Here is a 15,445-nt window from a genome sequence, read left to right as displayed (position 1 = left end):
CAACTCAAGATACCTCACATCCTGCCGATAAATTGCATGACCTGCCTATGATGTTACGTTATATTCCAGTGTATATAGCGGTATCATTCATGCGGAGAACAAGATGAAGAATCAATACGGTAAAGTGAATAAGTGGGTGGCGGGTACAGCATTGCTGGCGGCATTTTCCAGTTCTGCCATGGCGGCAGACATTACAGTTTTTGCTGCCGCGTCTTTGACCAATGCACTGCAAGACATCGCGGTTCAGTATAAAAAAGAGAAGCAAATTGAGGTGGTCGCGTCTTACGCCTCTTCCTCGACTCTGGCGCGCCAGATTGAGCAGGGCGCACCGGCGGATTTGTTTATTTCTGCTGATCAGCAATGGATGAATTATGCTATTGATAAACAACAAATGGTGGCTAACACCCGCTACACCTTGTTAGGTAATGAGCTGGTATTAATTGCGCCAAAAGACAGCAAAATTGATAAAGTCGACATTGATAAAAAAACAGACTGGAAGACATTGCTGGACGGTGGCCGTCTGGCTGTTGGCGATCCTGAGCATGTTCCAGCCGGGATTTATGCCAAAGAGTCATTGGAGAGTTTAGGTGCCTGGACAACTTTAGCCCCAGAAATGGCTCGAGCCAATAACGTGCGCAGTGCTATGGCACTGGTCGAACGGGCAGAAGCGCCGCTGGGTATTGTCTACGGCTCAGATGCTGTAGCCAGTGATAAAGTGAAAGTTGTGGGGATATTCCCGGAAGCAAGTCATAAACCGGTTGAATATCCTATGGCGATTGTTAAGGGTCATGAAAATCCGACCGTTACTGCTTTTTATGATTACCTAAAAAGCCCGGCAGCGGCGGTTATTTTCGAAAAATATGGATTTACCCCACGCTAATGATATTGAGCGAGTATGAGTGGCAGGCCATTATTCTTAGCCTGAAGGTGTCTGGTGTGGCGGTGGCGTGTAGTTTGCCATTAGGTATTCTAATGGCATGGATTCTGGTGCGCTGCCGTTTCCCCGGTAAGTCATTGTTAGACAGTGTTATTCACTTGCCACTGGTGTTGCCGCCAGTGGTGATTGGCTATTTGCTGCTGATAAGCATGGGCCGTCGCGGTTTTATTGGTGAGTGGCTCTATAGTTGGTTTGGTATTAATTTCAGTTTCAGCTGGCGCGGGGCGGCATTGGCCTCGGCGGTGGTGGCCTTTCCGCTGATGGTCAGGGCCATTCGTCTGGCGCTGGAAGCTGTCGATACCCGTCTGGAGCTTGCAGCCCGCACCTTAGGGGCGAATCCGTGGCGGGTGTTTTTCACCATTACCCTGCCGCTTTCTTTACCGGGCGTGATAGCCGGCACGGTACTGTCTTTTGCCCGTTCATTGGGTGAGTTTGGCGCGACCATTACGTTTGTTTCCAATATTCCCGGCGAAACCCGCACGATTCCTCTGGCAATGTACACCCTGATTGAAACACCCGGTGCTGAGTCGGCGGCGGCACGGCTGTGTGTTATCGCCATTATTTTGTCACTGGTCTCTTTGTTGTTGTCCGAATGGCTGGCCCGTTGGGGTAAAAAACGCATGGGGGCGCCATGCTAGAACTGGATTTCAGTCAACAACTGGGTGATTTGCATCTGCAAGTGTCCACTCATTTGCCCGCGCAGGGCATTACGGCTATTTTTGGTTTGTCCGGTGCCGGTAAAACATCGCTAATCAATGTGATTGGCGGCCTAACTCGTCCGCAGCAAGGCAAAGTCGTGCTTAATGGTCGAGTGCTGGTGGATGCTGAAAAGCAGATTTATCTGCCGCCGGAAAAACGCCGGGTAGGCTATGTCTTTCAGGACGCCCGTTTGTTCCCTCACTATCGGGTGAAGGGCAATTTGCAATACGGCATGCACCCGTCGATGCGCGGGCAGTTTGATACCATCGTGGGTTTGCTGGGTATCGAGGCGCTATTAGGGCGCTTCCCGTTAACCCTTTCGGGTGGTGAGAAACAGCGAGTGGCCATTGGCCGCGCATTACTGACCGCCCCTGAACTGCTGCTGATGGATGAGCCATTGGCATCACTGGATTTGCCGCGCAAACGTGAACTGTTGCCGTATCTGGAGCGATTGGCGCAAGACGTCAATACCCCGATACTGTATGTCAGCCACAGCATGGACGAAATCTTGCGTTTGGCGGATCAAGTGGTGGTGATGGATGGCGGGAAAGTTCGGGCGGTGGGCGGGCTGGAGGAAGTTTGGGCCAGTAGCGCACTGCGCCCGTGGTTGCAACGGGAAGAGCCGAGCAGCATATTGCGGGTGAGTGTTATTGGTCATCATGACCGCTATGCAATGACGGCATTGTCATTAGGCGACCAGCGGTTATGGGTTGGTAAGCTGGAGGCGAATGAGGGCGACTTAATGCGAATCCGCATTAATGCGGCGGATGTCTCATTGGTATTGCAACCGCCGCAAAACAGCAGTATTCGCAATATTTTGCCGGTAAAAATAGCCGAATGCCTTGAAGTTGATGGGCAGATTGATGTCAAACTGGCGGTAGGCGACCAATGGCTATGGGCAAGAATTACGCCATGGGCGCGAGATGAACTGGGGTTGAAGCCCGGGCAGTGGGTTTATGCGCAGATAAAAAGTGTGTCGTTTAATCGCAAAAATTAAGCTCAGTACACGGGCATCAAAGAAATAAAAAAGCGCCCGTCAGTGAGGCGCTTTTTTCGTCTTTAGACTTAGCAATTAAGCCAATACATGTTGGCGGATAACAGTGGCAATGCCCGGCTGTTCGTTATCTGCAATCACTAAATCAGCGCGTTGTTTAATGGCATCGGCGCTGTTCCCCATTGCTACGCCCAGACCGGCAGTTTCCAGCATACTCAAGTCGTTAAAGTTATCACCAAAGGCGACAACATCTTTCATACTCAAACCTTGAGATTCCACCCATTGTTGCAGGCGCTTCCCTTTACTGTTACCGGCTTGCGCGATATCTACCTGGTCGTGCCACGACCATTCACATGCCAGCCCCATATCATTTTCAACTTTAGTCGCAAATGTTTTTAGCTGTTCAATATCGGCGTGGGAAGTGGCGAATTTCCAGATAGCATTGGCGCTGTGGGCCGCATCTAGCAAACTGTCGACGTGAAGCAAAGTGGGGCGTTGGGCGGCTGGCAATGATTCGGCCCAACTTAGGGAGCGAATCACATGGCCACTGGTCTGTTGATAAAGCATCGCATCATCGACATACATCAAACCATGGATCTGGCTTTGTTCCAGCAATTGCAATACCTGAACCGCCTGCTGAGGCTGTAATGGATTAGAATCCAAAACTTTTTTGGCTTGATAATCATAAATATAAGTACCGTTACAGCAAATGGCTGGAGTATCTAGCTCTAATGCCTGATAAAACGGGTGAATCGCCACATGATGGCGGCCGGTCACCACTACCACTTTGACACCTTCAGCACGGGCTTGGGCCAGTGCAGATAACGATTCCGGCAAAATACGTTTCTTGCTGTCGAGCAGTGTCCCATCCAGATCCAATGCAATAATACGGTATGTCATAGTGATTCTAATCCCAAGGCGAGAAATAATATGTTTGAATAGTATTTTCTGATGGTACACCGGATAGCAGGCTGATTAAACCGGGCTTGGGAATGAGTAGCATAATCGGTTAAAAATAAGCAGGATAAATTTTGAGCCGCGTGACAGCGGACTGTTGTATTATCTAGGGCATAAATAATGTGCTAATAGAACTGCCCAACCGGCTCGACTAAGGAGTAAAGATGAAGCAAGTGGTTTACGTGGCAAGCCCAGACAGTCAGCAGATTCATGTCTGGCAATTAGGTTCCGCCGGTGAGTTAACCTTACTGCAAACGGTGGAAGCGCCGGGTCAGGTGCAGCCAATGACTATCAATCCGAACCAGCGTCATCTGTATGTTGGCGTTCGCCCTGATTTTGGCATTGTCAGCTATAACATTGGTGATGACGGCACCTTGACCGCCGCCGGTATGGCACCGCTGCCGGGCAGCCCGACTCATATTGGCACGGATTTACAAGGCCGTTTCCTGTTCTCAGCTTCTTACAGCTTCAACTGCGTCAGCATCAGCCCTATTGATGAGCATGGTGTGGTACAGGCACCTATTCAACAGATTAATGATTTGCCAGCGCCGCACTCGGCAAATATTGACCCAACCAATCAAATCCTATTAGTACCTTGTTTGAAAGAAGACAAAGTGCGTTTATTTGACTTAAGCATTGATGGCAACCTGACCCCGCATGCGCAGACGGATGTCACTGTTGCTGCAGGTGCTGGCCCACGTCACATGGCTTTCCATCCAAATCATCAAGTGGCTTACTGCGTGAATGAGCTGAACAGTTCGGTAGATGTATACCAAATCAGCAATAACGGCCAGGAATACAAGATTATTCAAACACTGGATGCCATGCCTGCTGATTTTACTGATACCCGTTGGGCGGCAGATATTCACATCACCCCAAATGGCCGTCATTTGTATATTAGCGACCGGACCGCCAGCTTGTTGGGCATTTTCAGTGTTTCTGAAGACGGGCGTGAGATTGCATTGGTCGGGCATCATCAGACTGAAGCACAACCGCGCGGTTTTAATATCGACCACAGCGGTAACTTCCTTATTTCTTCTGGTCAGAAATCGGATCATATCGAAGTGTATCGAATCGATCAGAACAGCGGTCAGTTGACGACATTAAACCGCTATCCGGTTGGTAAAGGCCCAATGTGGGTCAGTATATTGGCGAAATAGGCTATTTTACTTGCCATTTTGAATCTGGGCAGTGCTCGTAATCCTCACGTACTTTGCGTACGCTCCGGTTACTGTGCGCTGTCCGCATCCAAACTGACGGCGACAATGACGCCAATAAGGTCATTTTTCTAATGGGCACTTACCACCGCTGACGCCACTGCATCTGTCAGTCGCGATAATGCTTCTGGCGGAATAATATAAGGTGGCATCAGGTAAATCAGCTTGCCAAATGGCCTGATCCACACCCCGTGCTCGACAAAACCGCGTTGCAGGCGGGCGACGTTAACCGGCTCTTTCATTTCCACTACCCCGATGGCCCCTAGTACTCGGACATCCGCCACCGTTTTATGCTCCGCCAATGGCAGTAATGCGCGTTTCAATTGAGTTTCTATGCTGCAAACTTGCTGTTGCCAGCGATTCTCTGCCAACAGGTTCAGACTGGCTGAGGCGACCGCGCAAGCCAGTGGATTTGCCATAAATGTCGGGCCGTGCATAAAGCACCCGGCATCACCATTACTGATAGTTTCCGCGACATTCCGGGTGGTCAATGTGGCAGATAAAGTCAGATATCCCCCAGTGAGAGCCTTGCCCAGGCAAAGAATATCCGGCACGATTTGCGCATGTTCACAGGCAAAAAGTTTACCGGTGCGGCCAAAACCGGTGGCAATTTCATCAGCAATCAACAAAATTTTATGCTGATCACAGAGTGCTCTAACCTCACGCAAATAGTTGGGATGGTAGATACGCATCCCGCCCGCACCTTGCACGATGGGCTCTAAAATTACGGCCGCAATCTCGCCGGAATGTTTCGCTATCAGTGCAGCAAAATCAGTGATGTCCTCAGGATCCCAGTCCTCATCGAAGCGGCATTGTGGCGCGGTGGCGAACAGATTTTCAGCTAAATACCCCTGATACAAACTGTGCATGGAATTTTGCGGATCACAGACTGACATCGCGCCGAAGGTGTCGCCATGATAGCCATGGCGCAGAGTTAAAATACGCTGCCGCCGTTCGCCTTTTGCCTGCCAGTATTGCAGTGCCATTTTCAGGGCAACTTCTACCGCTACCGAGCCAGAATCAGCTAAAAACACACATTCCAGCGTCGGGGGAGTTATGGCGACTAACTGTTGGCACAGTTTTACCGCCGGCGGATGGGTGATACCGCCAAACATCACATGCGACATTTTATCCAACTGCTGATGGGCTGCCTGATTCAGTGCCGGGTGATTGTATCCGTGAATAGCTGCCCACCATGACGACATGCCATCAATCAGCCGTCGACCGTCTGCCAGTTGTAGCTCAACCCCGTCGGCCGCGACGACTGGATAGCAGGGCAGCGGGTCGGTCATTGACGTGTAGGGATGCCAGATGTGGCGTTGGTCAAAAGCCAGGTCAGAAGGTGTCATGAGAATTTGTTGTAAACCAAATTGATGCAAGAATGGTTGACAGTATATCGAGTTTATTTACACTGACGACACTTTTTTCTCTTCGTTGGAGAAGCCGTAATGGCAAATTATATTCGCTGGACAGTCGGGCAAGCCCAAGCCCTGTTTGAAAAACCCTTGTTAGATTTATTGTTTGAAGCTCAGCAAATTCACCGCCAGCATTTTGATCCGCGCCAAGTTCAAGTCAGCACTTTGTTGTCGATTAAAACCGGTGCTTGCCCGGAAGATTGTAAATATTGTCCACAAAGTTCGCGCTACAAGACCGGCTTGGAAAGCGAGCGATTAATGCAAGTCGAGCAAGTGTTGGCGTCAGCGAAAAAAGCCAAAGCTGCGGGTTCAACCCGTTTCTGTATGGGAGCGGCCTGGAAAAACCCTCATGAGCGCGATATGCCTTACCTGCAACAAATGGTCGAAGGTGTCAAAGCGATGGGCATGGAAACTTGCATGACACTCGGTACGTTGGATAAGCAACAAGCCCACCGATTGGCCGAAGCTGGGCTGGATTATTACAATCACAATCTCGATACCTCGCCGGAATTTTATGGCAGCATCGTCACCACCCGCAGTTATCAGGAGCGGCTTGATACCCTGAGTGAAGTCCGTGATGCGGGCATCAAAGTCTGTTCCGGTGGGATTGTTGGGCTGGGAGAAACTGTTCGTGACCGTGCCGGGTTGCTGGTGCAACTGGCGAATTTGCCAACCCCCCCGGAAAGTGTGCCAATCAATATGCTGGTCAAAGTGAAAGGAACGCCACTGGAAAACAATGAGGATGTGGATGCTTTCGACTTCATTCGCACCATTGCGATAGCCCGCATCATGATGCCAACCTCCTATGTGCGGCTTTCCGCCGGCCGTGAGCAAATGAATGAGCAGACGCAGGCCATGTGTTTTATGGCCGGGGCCAACTCCATTTTTTATGGTTGCAAATTGCTCACCACGCCGAATCCAGAAGAAGACAAAGATTTACAACTGTTCCGTAAGTTGGGGCTGAACCCGCAACAGACGGCAACCGATCATGGCGATCGTGAACAGCAGCAAGCTCTGACGGCGCAATTATTGCACGGCGACTCCTTGCCCGGAGACAATGTTCAATTTTATAACGCGGCTGTCTGATGAGCTGGCAAAACAAGATAGAACGCGGCTTGCAACAGCGGCGCGAGACGGCGGCCTATCGTTCCCGCCAGATGAATGACGGCGCTAATGGCCGCTGGTTACACACTGACACGCGGCGATATCTCAACTTTTCCAGCAATGATTACTTGGGGTTAAGTCAAGATGCTGAGGTGATTGCGGCCTGGCAGCAAGGGGCGCAGCGCTATGGCGTGGGGAGCGGCGGTTCCGGCCATGTGACGGGCTATAGTCGGCCTCATGCCCAATTTGAACAACAATTAGCTGACTGGCTGGGTTACCCACGGGCTTTATTGTTTATCTCCGGCTATGCCGCAAATCAGGCGGTATTGGCGGCGTTAACCGCTGCTGATGATCGAATTCTGGCCGATAAACTCAGTCACGCTTCTTTGCTCGAGGCCGCAACGCACTCGCCAGCTCAATTGCGGCGTTTTACCCATAATCAAGCCGATTCACTGCAAAAGCTGCTCAATAAGCCGTGTTCAGGACAAACCTTGGTGGTCACTGAAGGTATTTTTAGCATGGACGGTGACAGTGCGCCGCTGGTGGATTTACAGCAACACATTGCGCCGGCGGGCGGCTGGTTGTTAGTGGATGATGCGCATGGCATTGGGGTGCGGGGCGCTGCGGGGCGCGGCAGTTGCTGGCTGCAAGGTATTAAGCCCGAACTGTTGGTGGTCACGTTTGGTAAGGCATTTGGATTAAGCGGCGCGGCAGTCTTGTGTCAGGAGCCTGTAGCCGAATATCTGGTGCAGTATGCCCGTCACCTGATTTACAGCACCGCGATGCCGCCAGCACAGGCCTATGCTTTGCAAACAGCATTATTGCGCATTCAGCAAGGTGATGATTTGCGCCAACAGCTTCAGCAACGCATTGCACAATTTCGTCGCGGTGCGGCAGATTTGCCGTTGCAACTAGGGGCATCTGAAACCGCCATCCAGCCGCTGTGGGTCGGTGACAATCAACAGACAGTAGCATTGGCGGAGCAACTGCGCGCGGCGGGATTATGGGTTACCGCGATTCGCCCGCCGACCGTTCCTCCGGGTGGGGCCAGGTTACGCATTACCCTAAGTGCGGCACATCAAAGTGATGATATCGACCAACTGCTGGAGGTGTTGCATGGCGTTTGCCACTGAACACTTGCAGTCGGCTGCGGGTCATCAGCCAGCAATTAAGCAGCCCAAAGTGAACAAACCGGCGATTGCGGCGGCCTTTAGCCGTGCTGCAAGCCGTTACGATTCGGCTGCTAATTTACAGCGGGAAACCGGGGATACCTTGCTGGCTCTCGGCGCTCAGCATCCCGGGATATCAGTATTGGATGCGGGCTGTGGCACCGGGCATTTCAGCCGCCTGTGGCGTGAGCGGGGTAAGCATGTCATCGCATTGGATCTGGCCTCCGGTATGTTAGAACACGCCCGCCAGCACCAGGCCGCAGATGACTATCTTCTCGGGGATATTGAAAATATTCCGCTGCCAGATCAATCAGTTGATCTCTGTTTTAGTAACTTAGCCGTGCAGTGGTGTGCTGATTTACACGCCGCGTTGGGGGAGCTGTACCGGGTGACACGGCCGGGAGGGATTATTCTGTTTTCTACTTTAGCCAACGGCTCCCTTGATGAGTTAGGGCGGGCGTGGCAACAGGTTGATGGCAAGCGTCATGTGAATGATTTCCTCACATTTCAGCACATTGGCGCAGCTTGTCAGGGTTATCGACACACCCTGACACCGCAGTTGTATCAACTGCAATTTCCGAATGTAATAGCGCTTATGCGCTCATTACAGGGCATTGGTGCCACGCATTTGCATCAGGGGCGTGAGCCGGGATTGAGTGGCCGCGAGCGCCTAATGGCCTTGCAGCGCGCTTATAACACGCAATCCGGCAACTACCCGCTGAGTTACCATTTAGTTTATGGGGTTATCTATCGTGATTAAACGTTGGTTTATCACTGGCACTGATACTGATGTCGGTAAGACTGTGGCCAGTTGCGCATTACTGCAAGCTGCAGCCCTTGAGGGCTATCGTACTGCCGGTTATAAACCGGTCGCGTCGGGTAGTCAGATGACGGCTGATGGTTTGCGTAACAGTGATGCCCTGGCATTACAGGCTAACAGCACTCAAGCATTGTCTTATGCTCAGGTGAATCCGCTGACTCTGCGGGAGGCGACCTCACCACACATTGCCAGCGTAAGTGAAGGGCAGGATATTCATTTGCCTGTCTTATCTGAAGGATTGCGGCAGTTGGAGCAATCGGCGGATTGGATCTTGGTCGAGGGCGCGGGGGGGTGGTTTACGCCACTGTCTGCCCAAGCAACTTTTGCTGATTGGGTGCAGCAGGAACAATTACCGGTGATTATGGTCGTTGGTGTAAAGCTGGGGTGTATCAATCATGCATTGTTGACGGCCTTGGCTGTTCAGCAGGCGGGGCTGCCCTTGGTGGGGTGGGTCGCGAATGAGGTGATACCTGCTGGCAGGCGGCAAGCCGAGTACCTGGCAACACTAACACGGATGATTAGCGCGCCGTTATTGGGAGTGATTCCTCATCTGCCAAATCTTGCTGCTTGCCCCACCATACAGCCGGGCGGTCTTGGTCACTATCTGGATTTGAGCTTACTGGCTGCGGGAAAGTAAATACGTTTTTTTGACCATTTGGTGACGAAAAGGGCTAATAACGGGTATTAGCCCATAATTTCTTGCGCAAATATGCTGCTGTGGGGCGCGGTCTTGAGTCATATCAACTGGCCAAATGCTCAATAATCATATTTTCATCCAACTGATCTAACGTCCCTTGCGCCACATTTCTTCCCCCTGCCATCAGGCAAAATCTGTCCGCAACATGTTGAATAAAGGGGAGCCGATGCTCAACTAATAACACTGTCATGCCAAGGCCACGACTGAGCTGATGCAAGATATTACCGATATCTTCATTTAGGGGAGGTAATGTGCCGTTGCCCGGTTCATCAAGGATAAGTAACTCCGGTTCGGCCACCAATGCCCGGGCAATAGCCAATTGTTGTTGTTGATTGCGAGTCAGTTCCCCACCCCGTTGGCGGCGTTTGTCATATAACAGCGGAAACAACTCAAAAACCCAGCCGGGAATATGGCGCGATTTATGGCGGCCAGCCAACACGGCTATCAACATATTTTCCTCAACACTCAGTTGGGAGAATATCTGCTGCCCTTGCGGGACATAGCCGATGCCAAGAGCCGTGCGCCCCTCGACGGGTTGCTGTAGCAAATTCTGCGGGGGTTCATGGTTAGGTTGCCAGGTCATGGTGCCACTCTTAATCGGCAAATGGCCCATGATGCAATTGATTAATGTGGTTTTCCCTACGCCGTTACGGCCAATCAAACAGGTACATTGGCCGCGAGGAATCTCCAGATTGATATCCCAAAGGATATGATTCTGACCATAGTATTGATTTACAGCGGTTAAACTCAGCATCAGTGCTCTCCTCAGTCGATCTCAGTTATTCACAGGTATCCCGGTGTTCTGTAACGGCTAGTGAAGGATTAACCAGCAAATCTGCATACCTGGTAGCGGCAGCACAGCATAAAACACCACATTTCTAACGAGTGGTTGCGAATGTCTATGTATCAAGCAACTCTTGGGCCAAGTTGCCACGAGTCGAGGCAAAAGATGTATGTTAACGGGCTGTAAATGGTTTTGGCGTGCGAGGATAAACTAAAACTGACAAAGCCTTCACACAAGGTCGGCTGAGCGGGAGTTTCTTGCACTTAAGCAGTGCTTTAAAGCCGATAATGGTGCAATAAAAAGGCCGCACTCAGACGGCGGCTGAATTCGCCGGTGGAGGGAGCTGAAATTATAGAATTAGCAAATGAATTTGTTAGCACTTATTGAAATATGCGGTGAAATAAAAATGTAAAAAAAACACTAAAAAAGCCAGTTTGTCACTATTTCGTCGTTAAGCTTTGCTTTTCGCCAACACGCGGCCCTTATGGGGTTGAATGAGTTATCCACCATTCCTGTGGATAACCTTGTGCATTAGCGATAGAAAACTGATGGCAGGCGAGAGCGGGCGCGGCTTCCACTCGTGTTGTCCGGATTCTCGACTTTTTAAAAATATTTTTTATTTTCAATAAGTTAATTTAAATCAAGCGCTCAAAAAATATAGCCGACATAGATGGATAATCTTTAATCAATAAACACGTCGATAATACGTTTATGTTAACGGCTGGGGATAAAAATACTTTTAGGGTGCAAATGCCCGCAATATCTCACTGTAACAATGCACACAATAGGGCGGTGAGAGAAATTTCGGCAATTTGGTGTTTGAAGCTGGTTTTATATCCAGTATCATAGTGGTGGCAAAAATCTATGGGGCTTTCATAATTAGCCTCCTGACAGTCTGTATTTCTCCGGCGGGTAGCGAATTCATGAGTAAATTATTCAAACTACATTCTGAGTTTAAACCAGCAGGCGATCAGCCTGAAGCCATCCGTAAGTTGGAGGAGGGGCTGGAGAATGGGTTGGCCCATCAGACGTTGTTGGGGGTGACGGGCTCGGGTAAAACCTTTACGGTTGCTAATGTTATTGCTGACCTGAATCGGCCCACGATGGTGTTAGCGCCCAATAAAACATTGGCAGCGCAGCTTTATGGCGAGATGAAAGAGTTCTTTCCCGAGAATGCGGTGGAGTATTTCGTCTCCTATTATGATTATTATCAACCTGAAGCTTATGTTCCCAGCTCTGATACCTTTATCGAGAAAGATTCCTCTGTAAACGAGCATATCGAGCAAATGCGGCTCTCGGCGACTAAAGCCCTACTGGAGCGGCGCGATGTCGTGGTGGTAGCCTCGGTCTCCGCTATTTATGGTTTGGGTGACCCCGATTTATACCTGAAAATGATGCTGCATTTGACCAAGGGCATGATAATTGATCAGCGCTCCATTTTGCGGCGCTTGTCAGAATTACAATATAGCCGCAATGATCAGGTGTTCCAGCGCGGCACTTTCCGAGTCCGTGGCGAGGTTATCGACATCTTCCCGGCGGAATCTGACGAATGGGCATTGCGGGTTGAATTGTTTGATGAGGAAGTTGAGCGGTTATCTATATTTGATCCGCTAACTGGCCAGCTACAGCACGAGGTTCCACGTTTTACGGTCTATCCTAAAACCCACTACGTTACCCCAAGGGAGCGTATTTTACAGGCAATGGAAGACATCAAAGTTGAACTGGCTGAGCGGCGTCAAGTGCTATTAGCCAACAACAAATTGATTGAAGAACAACGGATTACGCAACGAACGCAGTTTGATCTGGAAATGATGAATGAGCTGGGTTACTGCTCTGGTATTGAAAACTACTCCCGTTATCTTTCTGGACGAGGGCCGGGTGAGCCACCGCCAACCCTGTTTGATTACCTACCGGCAGACGGCTTGCTGATTGTGGATGAATCCCACGTCACCATTCCACAAATTGGCGGAATGTATAAAGGGGACCGCTCACGGAAAGAAACACTGGTGGAATATGGCTTCCGGCTGCCATCGGCACTGGATAACCGCCCAATGCGCTTTGAAGAGTTTGAGGCGCTGGCACCACAAACCATTTATGTTTCCGCGACCCCAGGCAAGTATGAGCTGGAGAAATCCGGCGGTGATGTTATCGACCAAGTTGTGCGCCCAACAGGCTTGCTCGACCCACTTATTGAAGTTCGCCCCGTCACAACGCAGGTGGATGATTTACTGTCAGAAATCCGTATCCGAGCCGCCATAAACGAACGGGTATTGGTGACTACGCTAACCAAAAGGATGGCGGAAGATTTAACCGAATATCTGGAAGAGCACGGCGCACGGGTGCGTTACTTGCATTCAGATATTGACACTGTTGAGCGTGTTGAAATTATCCGTGACTTGCGTTTGGGTGAGTTTGATGTGCTGGTGGGCATCAACTTACTGCGAGAAGGGCTGGATATGCCGGAGGTTTCTCTGGTTGCCATCCTTGATGCCGATAAAGAAGGTTTCCTGCGTTCTGAGCGCTCCTTAATCCAGACGATTGGCCGCGCAGCACGTAACCTCAATGGTAAGGCTATTCTTTATGGCGATAGAATTACGGCTTCAATGGAAAAAGCGATTGGTGAAACCGAGCGGCGTCGGGCTAAGCAGCAAGCTTACAACGAAGAGCGCGGTATTATCCCTCAGGGGCTTAATAAGAAGGTCGGCGATATTCTGCAATTAGGCCAGCCTTCTACCCGGGGTAAAGGGAAAGGGCGGGGCGGTAAAGTGGCTGATACCCATGATTACCAATCTTTGGCACCGAAAGCGCTTGACCAGAAAATCCGTGAGTTGGAAGCGAAGATGTACACACACGCGCAAAATCTTGAGTTCGAACAAGCGGCAGAATTGCGCGATCAGGTGCATCAGTTGCGCCAGCAATTCATTGCCATATCTTAATCTCTTGCGGCATACCTCGATTCCTCGTATGGTGTGCCGCTAAAATTAGGGCTATCAGATAATTACCAAAAATAAAAAGGTCAAATGATGAGCAGCAATGTATCAAAAGATCCGTTACACGGCATTACCCTTGAACAACTATTGACCAAACTGGTTGAGCATTATGGCTGGGAAGAACTGGCATACCGCATTCGGATCAACTGTTTCACCAGTGATCCGAGTATTAAATCCAGTCTGAAGTTTTTACGCCGCACGCCGTGGGCGCGCACTAAAGTGGAAGAGCTTTATATCCACATGATTGGCAATGCGGCTTTGCAAGAACAATTCAGGAAGTAGTCCCGGCAATTTATGACGCGCAACCCGCGCCACCCAACTGTTGCAAGGTCGTTTCCAGTGCCTGGCGCAATAACTCACGGTCATGGCGGTAGGGGATATCTTTGGCTTCCAAGGGCTGCTGGACAATAATTCTGTCTGTAACGCCGCTGATATCAATGCGTGGGCTGACAATTGCTGCATCAATAATCTTGCGGCCAATTTTGTTTTCCATTATTGCCAGCTTTTCGTGCAATGAGAGTTCAGCCGCCGCGACACTGATCTCGCGCCCCAGATTACCAATATAAATCATGCTGGCAGAGCTGCGTCGTAAAGCTTGAGTTAAATCATCCAGCAAAAGCAGTGGTATCAGGCTCGTCAAAAAACTGCCCGGCCCGATTAAAATAACATCCGCCTGACTAATCGCTTCGATGGCTTCCTTTGTCGCGTGGACATGGGGCGAGAGCAGCATTTCCTGTGGCATATGAGCCAGTTGGTCAATATTTACTTCACCGTAAACCGGGTGTCCTTCGCTGTCGATAGCCAGCAAGTCGACCGGTTGTTCTGACATTGGAATCAACCAGGCATCTACTTTCAGCAAACTACGCACCAAATTAATGGCTTCAATTGGCCGGATGCTGAGGTGGTCCAGCGCTTTGAGCATTAAATTACCCAAATTATGGCCTGCCAGTTCACCATTACCGGTAAAACGGTATTCGAACATCGCAGACGCCACACTAGGCTCTGTTATCAATTGATTCAGGCAATTACGGGTATCGCCCCACGCAATTCCCCCTTCGGAGCGACGTATGCGGCCAGTCGAACCGCCATTATCGGTGGTGGTCACTATACCGGTCAGACGTGAGCCTAAAGAGGAAAGGGATGACATCACCCGCCCCAAACCATGGCCTCCACCTAATGCAACCACGCGGTCGAGATCCGCTAATGTGCGATTTCGCATATTTTTCCTGTCTGTATATTGTTGCCTGGCTCTAAAAGCATATACCCGCCATCTTCAAAAATGTAGGTGCGTTGGCCGCCCGGTTTATCCAAATTACTGACTTGAGTCTGCTCATTGGAATGCTCGCGCTTACTGCCTTCTTACACTTCGAAATCTATTGGCTACTGCGAATAGTGAAATTGCTGCATAAGTTAACGGATTTGCCGCCAAAACGCGATAAAAGGCATAGTTTTCGTGATTTTAAACAAAGTATTAGCCAGGGAATAAAATAAGCTCAATAACCATGTGTTTTGTAGTATAAGTCGTTGTATATAAAAATATATAGCGAAAAACTGCAATTGGCTATCTTGTCTTTTTAGCGTTAGAATCTGTAGGAAAAGTGAGGTCTTTCGCGATGAGTCGCGGATATGAATCTGGCTTTTTAACCATGGTTTAGTTAGCTG

14 protein-coding genes are annotated in these 15,445 nt (G+C 50.1%); 10 read left to right on the top strand and 4 right to left on the bottom strand.

Going from position 1 to position 15,445, the window contains the following annotated elements:
• Positions 1–103 precede the first annotated feature (103 nt).
• Genes modA through modC form a run of 3 tightly spaced genes read left to right on the top strand, consistent with a single transcriptional unit; the run spans position 104 to position 2,633 of the window.
• Positions 104–880 (top strand): molybdate ABC transporter substrate-binding protein, encoded by a 777-nt coding sequence (gene modA, locus F0T03_RS14915; protein ID WP_159679236.1) that lies wholly within the window; start codon positions 104–106, stop codon positions 878–880.
• Complete coding sequence (modB, locus tag F0T03_RS14910; protein ID WP_145556626.1) at positions 880–1,575, top strand: molybdate ABC transporter permease subunit; 696 nt, start codon at positions 880–882, stop codon at positions 1,573–1,575. Before modA ends, modB begins: the two co-directional genes overlap by 1 nt.
• A complete protein-coding gene (gene modC, locus F0T03_RS14905) occupies positions 1,569–2,633 on the top strand; it encodes a molybdenum ABC transporter ATP-binding protein ModC (RefSeq protein WP_145556625.1) in 1,065 nt (354 codons plus the stop codon). The genes modB and modC overlap by 7 nt, the downstream gene beginning before the upstream one ends.
• A gap of 75 nt (positions 2,634–2,708) precedes the next feature.
• Here the strand turns inward: modC and F0T03_RS14900 are convergent, their stop codons facing one another.
• The gene (locus F0T03_RS14900; RefSeq protein WP_159679234.1) at positions 2,709–3,530 is read right to left on the bottom strand and encodes a pyridoxal phosphatase; all 822 of its coding nucleotides are present in this window, start codon (positions 3,528–3,530) and stop codon (positions 2,709–2,711) included.
• A gap of 221 nt (positions 3,531–3,751) precedes the next feature.
• Between F0T03_RS14900 and pgl the strand changes: the two genes are divergently transcribed.
• Entirely contained in the window at positions 3,752–4,747 is a 996-nt protein-coding gene (gene pgl / locus F0T03_RS14895; RefSeq protein ID WP_159679231.1) for a 6-phosphogluconolactonase, read from the top strand.
• A gap of 128 nt (positions 4,748–4,875) precedes the next feature.
• On the opposite strand, the gene bioA is transcribed toward pgl, so the two are convergent.
• A complete protein-coding gene (bioA, locus tag F0T03_RS14890) occupies positions 4,876–6,153 on the bottom strand; it encodes an adenosylmethionine--8-amino-7-oxononanoate transaminase (RefSeq protein WP_159679229.1) in 1,278 nt (425 codons plus the stop codon).
• Between the two features lie 99 nt (positions 6,154–6,252).
• On the opposite strand from bioA, the gene bioB reads away from it, so the two are divergent.
• From bioB to bioD, 4 genes are read left to right on the top strand one after another with little or no spacing between them, the layout of a single operon-like run.
• Positions 6,253–7,305, top strand: a complete 1,053-nt coding sequence (gene bioB, locus F0T03_RS14885; protein WP_145556621.1) for a biotin synthase BioB — start codon at positions 6,253–6,255, stop codon at positions 7,303–7,305.
• Entirely contained in the window at positions 7,305–8,456 is a 1,152-nt protein-coding gene (gene bioF / locus F0T03_RS14880) for an 8-amino-7-oxononanoate synthase (protein ID WP_145556620.1), read from the top strand. The genes bioB and bioF overlap by 1 nt, the downstream gene beginning before the upstream one ends.
• Entirely contained in the window at positions 8,440–9,252 is an 813-nt protein-coding gene (gene bioC, locus F0T03_RS14875; RefSeq protein ID WP_162526959.1) for a malonyl-ACP O-methyltransferase BioC, read from the top strand. Before bioF ends, bioC begins: the two co-directional genes overlap by 17 nt.
• Positions 9,245–9,949 carry a dethiobiotin synthase gene (gene bioD, locus F0T03_RS14870; RefSeq protein ID WP_159679227.1) on the top strand — a complete coding sequence of 235 codons (705 nt, stop codon included), beginning with the start codon at positions 9,245–9,247 and terminating at the stop codon, positions 9,947–9,949. The genes bioC and bioD overlap by 8 nt, the downstream gene beginning before the upstream one ends.
• Positions 9,950–10,052: 103 nt before the next feature.
• Here the strand turns inward: bioD and F0T03_RS14865 are convergent, their stop codons facing one another.
• On the bottom strand, positions 10,053–10,763 hold the full coding sequence (locus F0T03_RS14865; protein ID WP_145562625.1) for an ABC transporter ATP-binding protein: 711 nt from the start codon (positions 10,761–10,763) through the stop codon (positions 10,053–10,055).
• 953 nt (positions 10,764–11,716) lie between these two features.
• On the opposite strand from F0T03_RS14865, the gene uvrB reads away from it, so the two are divergent.
• Together uvrB and F0T03_RS14855 are read left to right on the top strand one after the other, a co-directional pair.
• Complete coding sequence (gene uvrB / locus F0T03_RS14860; RefSeq protein ID WP_159679225.1) at positions 11,717–13,729, top strand: excinuclease ABC subunit UvrB; 2,013 nt, start codon at positions 11,717–11,719, stop codon at positions 13,727–13,729.
• Between the two features lie 87 nt (positions 13,730–13,816).
• Positions 13,817–14,065: a VF530 family protein gene (locus F0T03_RS14855; protein WP_145556638.1), complete on the top strand. Its 249-nt coding sequence runs from the start codon at positions 13,817–13,819 to the stop codon at positions 14,063–14,065.
• 10 nt (positions 14,066–14,075) lie between these two features.
• Here the strand turns inward: F0T03_RS14855 and yvcK are convergent, their stop codons facing one another.
• Positions 14,076–15,002, bottom strand: a complete 927-nt coding sequence (gene yvcK, locus F0T03_RS14850) for a uridine diphosphate-N-acetylglucosamine-binding protein YvcK (RefSeq protein ID WP_159679223.1) — start codon at positions 15,000–15,002, stop codon at positions 14,076–14,078.
• Positions 15,003–15,445: the final 443 nt, after the last annotated feature.

The sequence above is a fragment of the Yersinia canariae genome, from assembly GCF_009831415.1.
GTDB classification, from domain to species: Bacteria; Pseudomonadota; Gammaproteobacteria; order Enterobacterales; family Enterobacteriaceae; genus Yersinia; species Yersinia canariae.
This window is presented reverse-complemented; position numbering and strand designations above follow the sequence as displayed.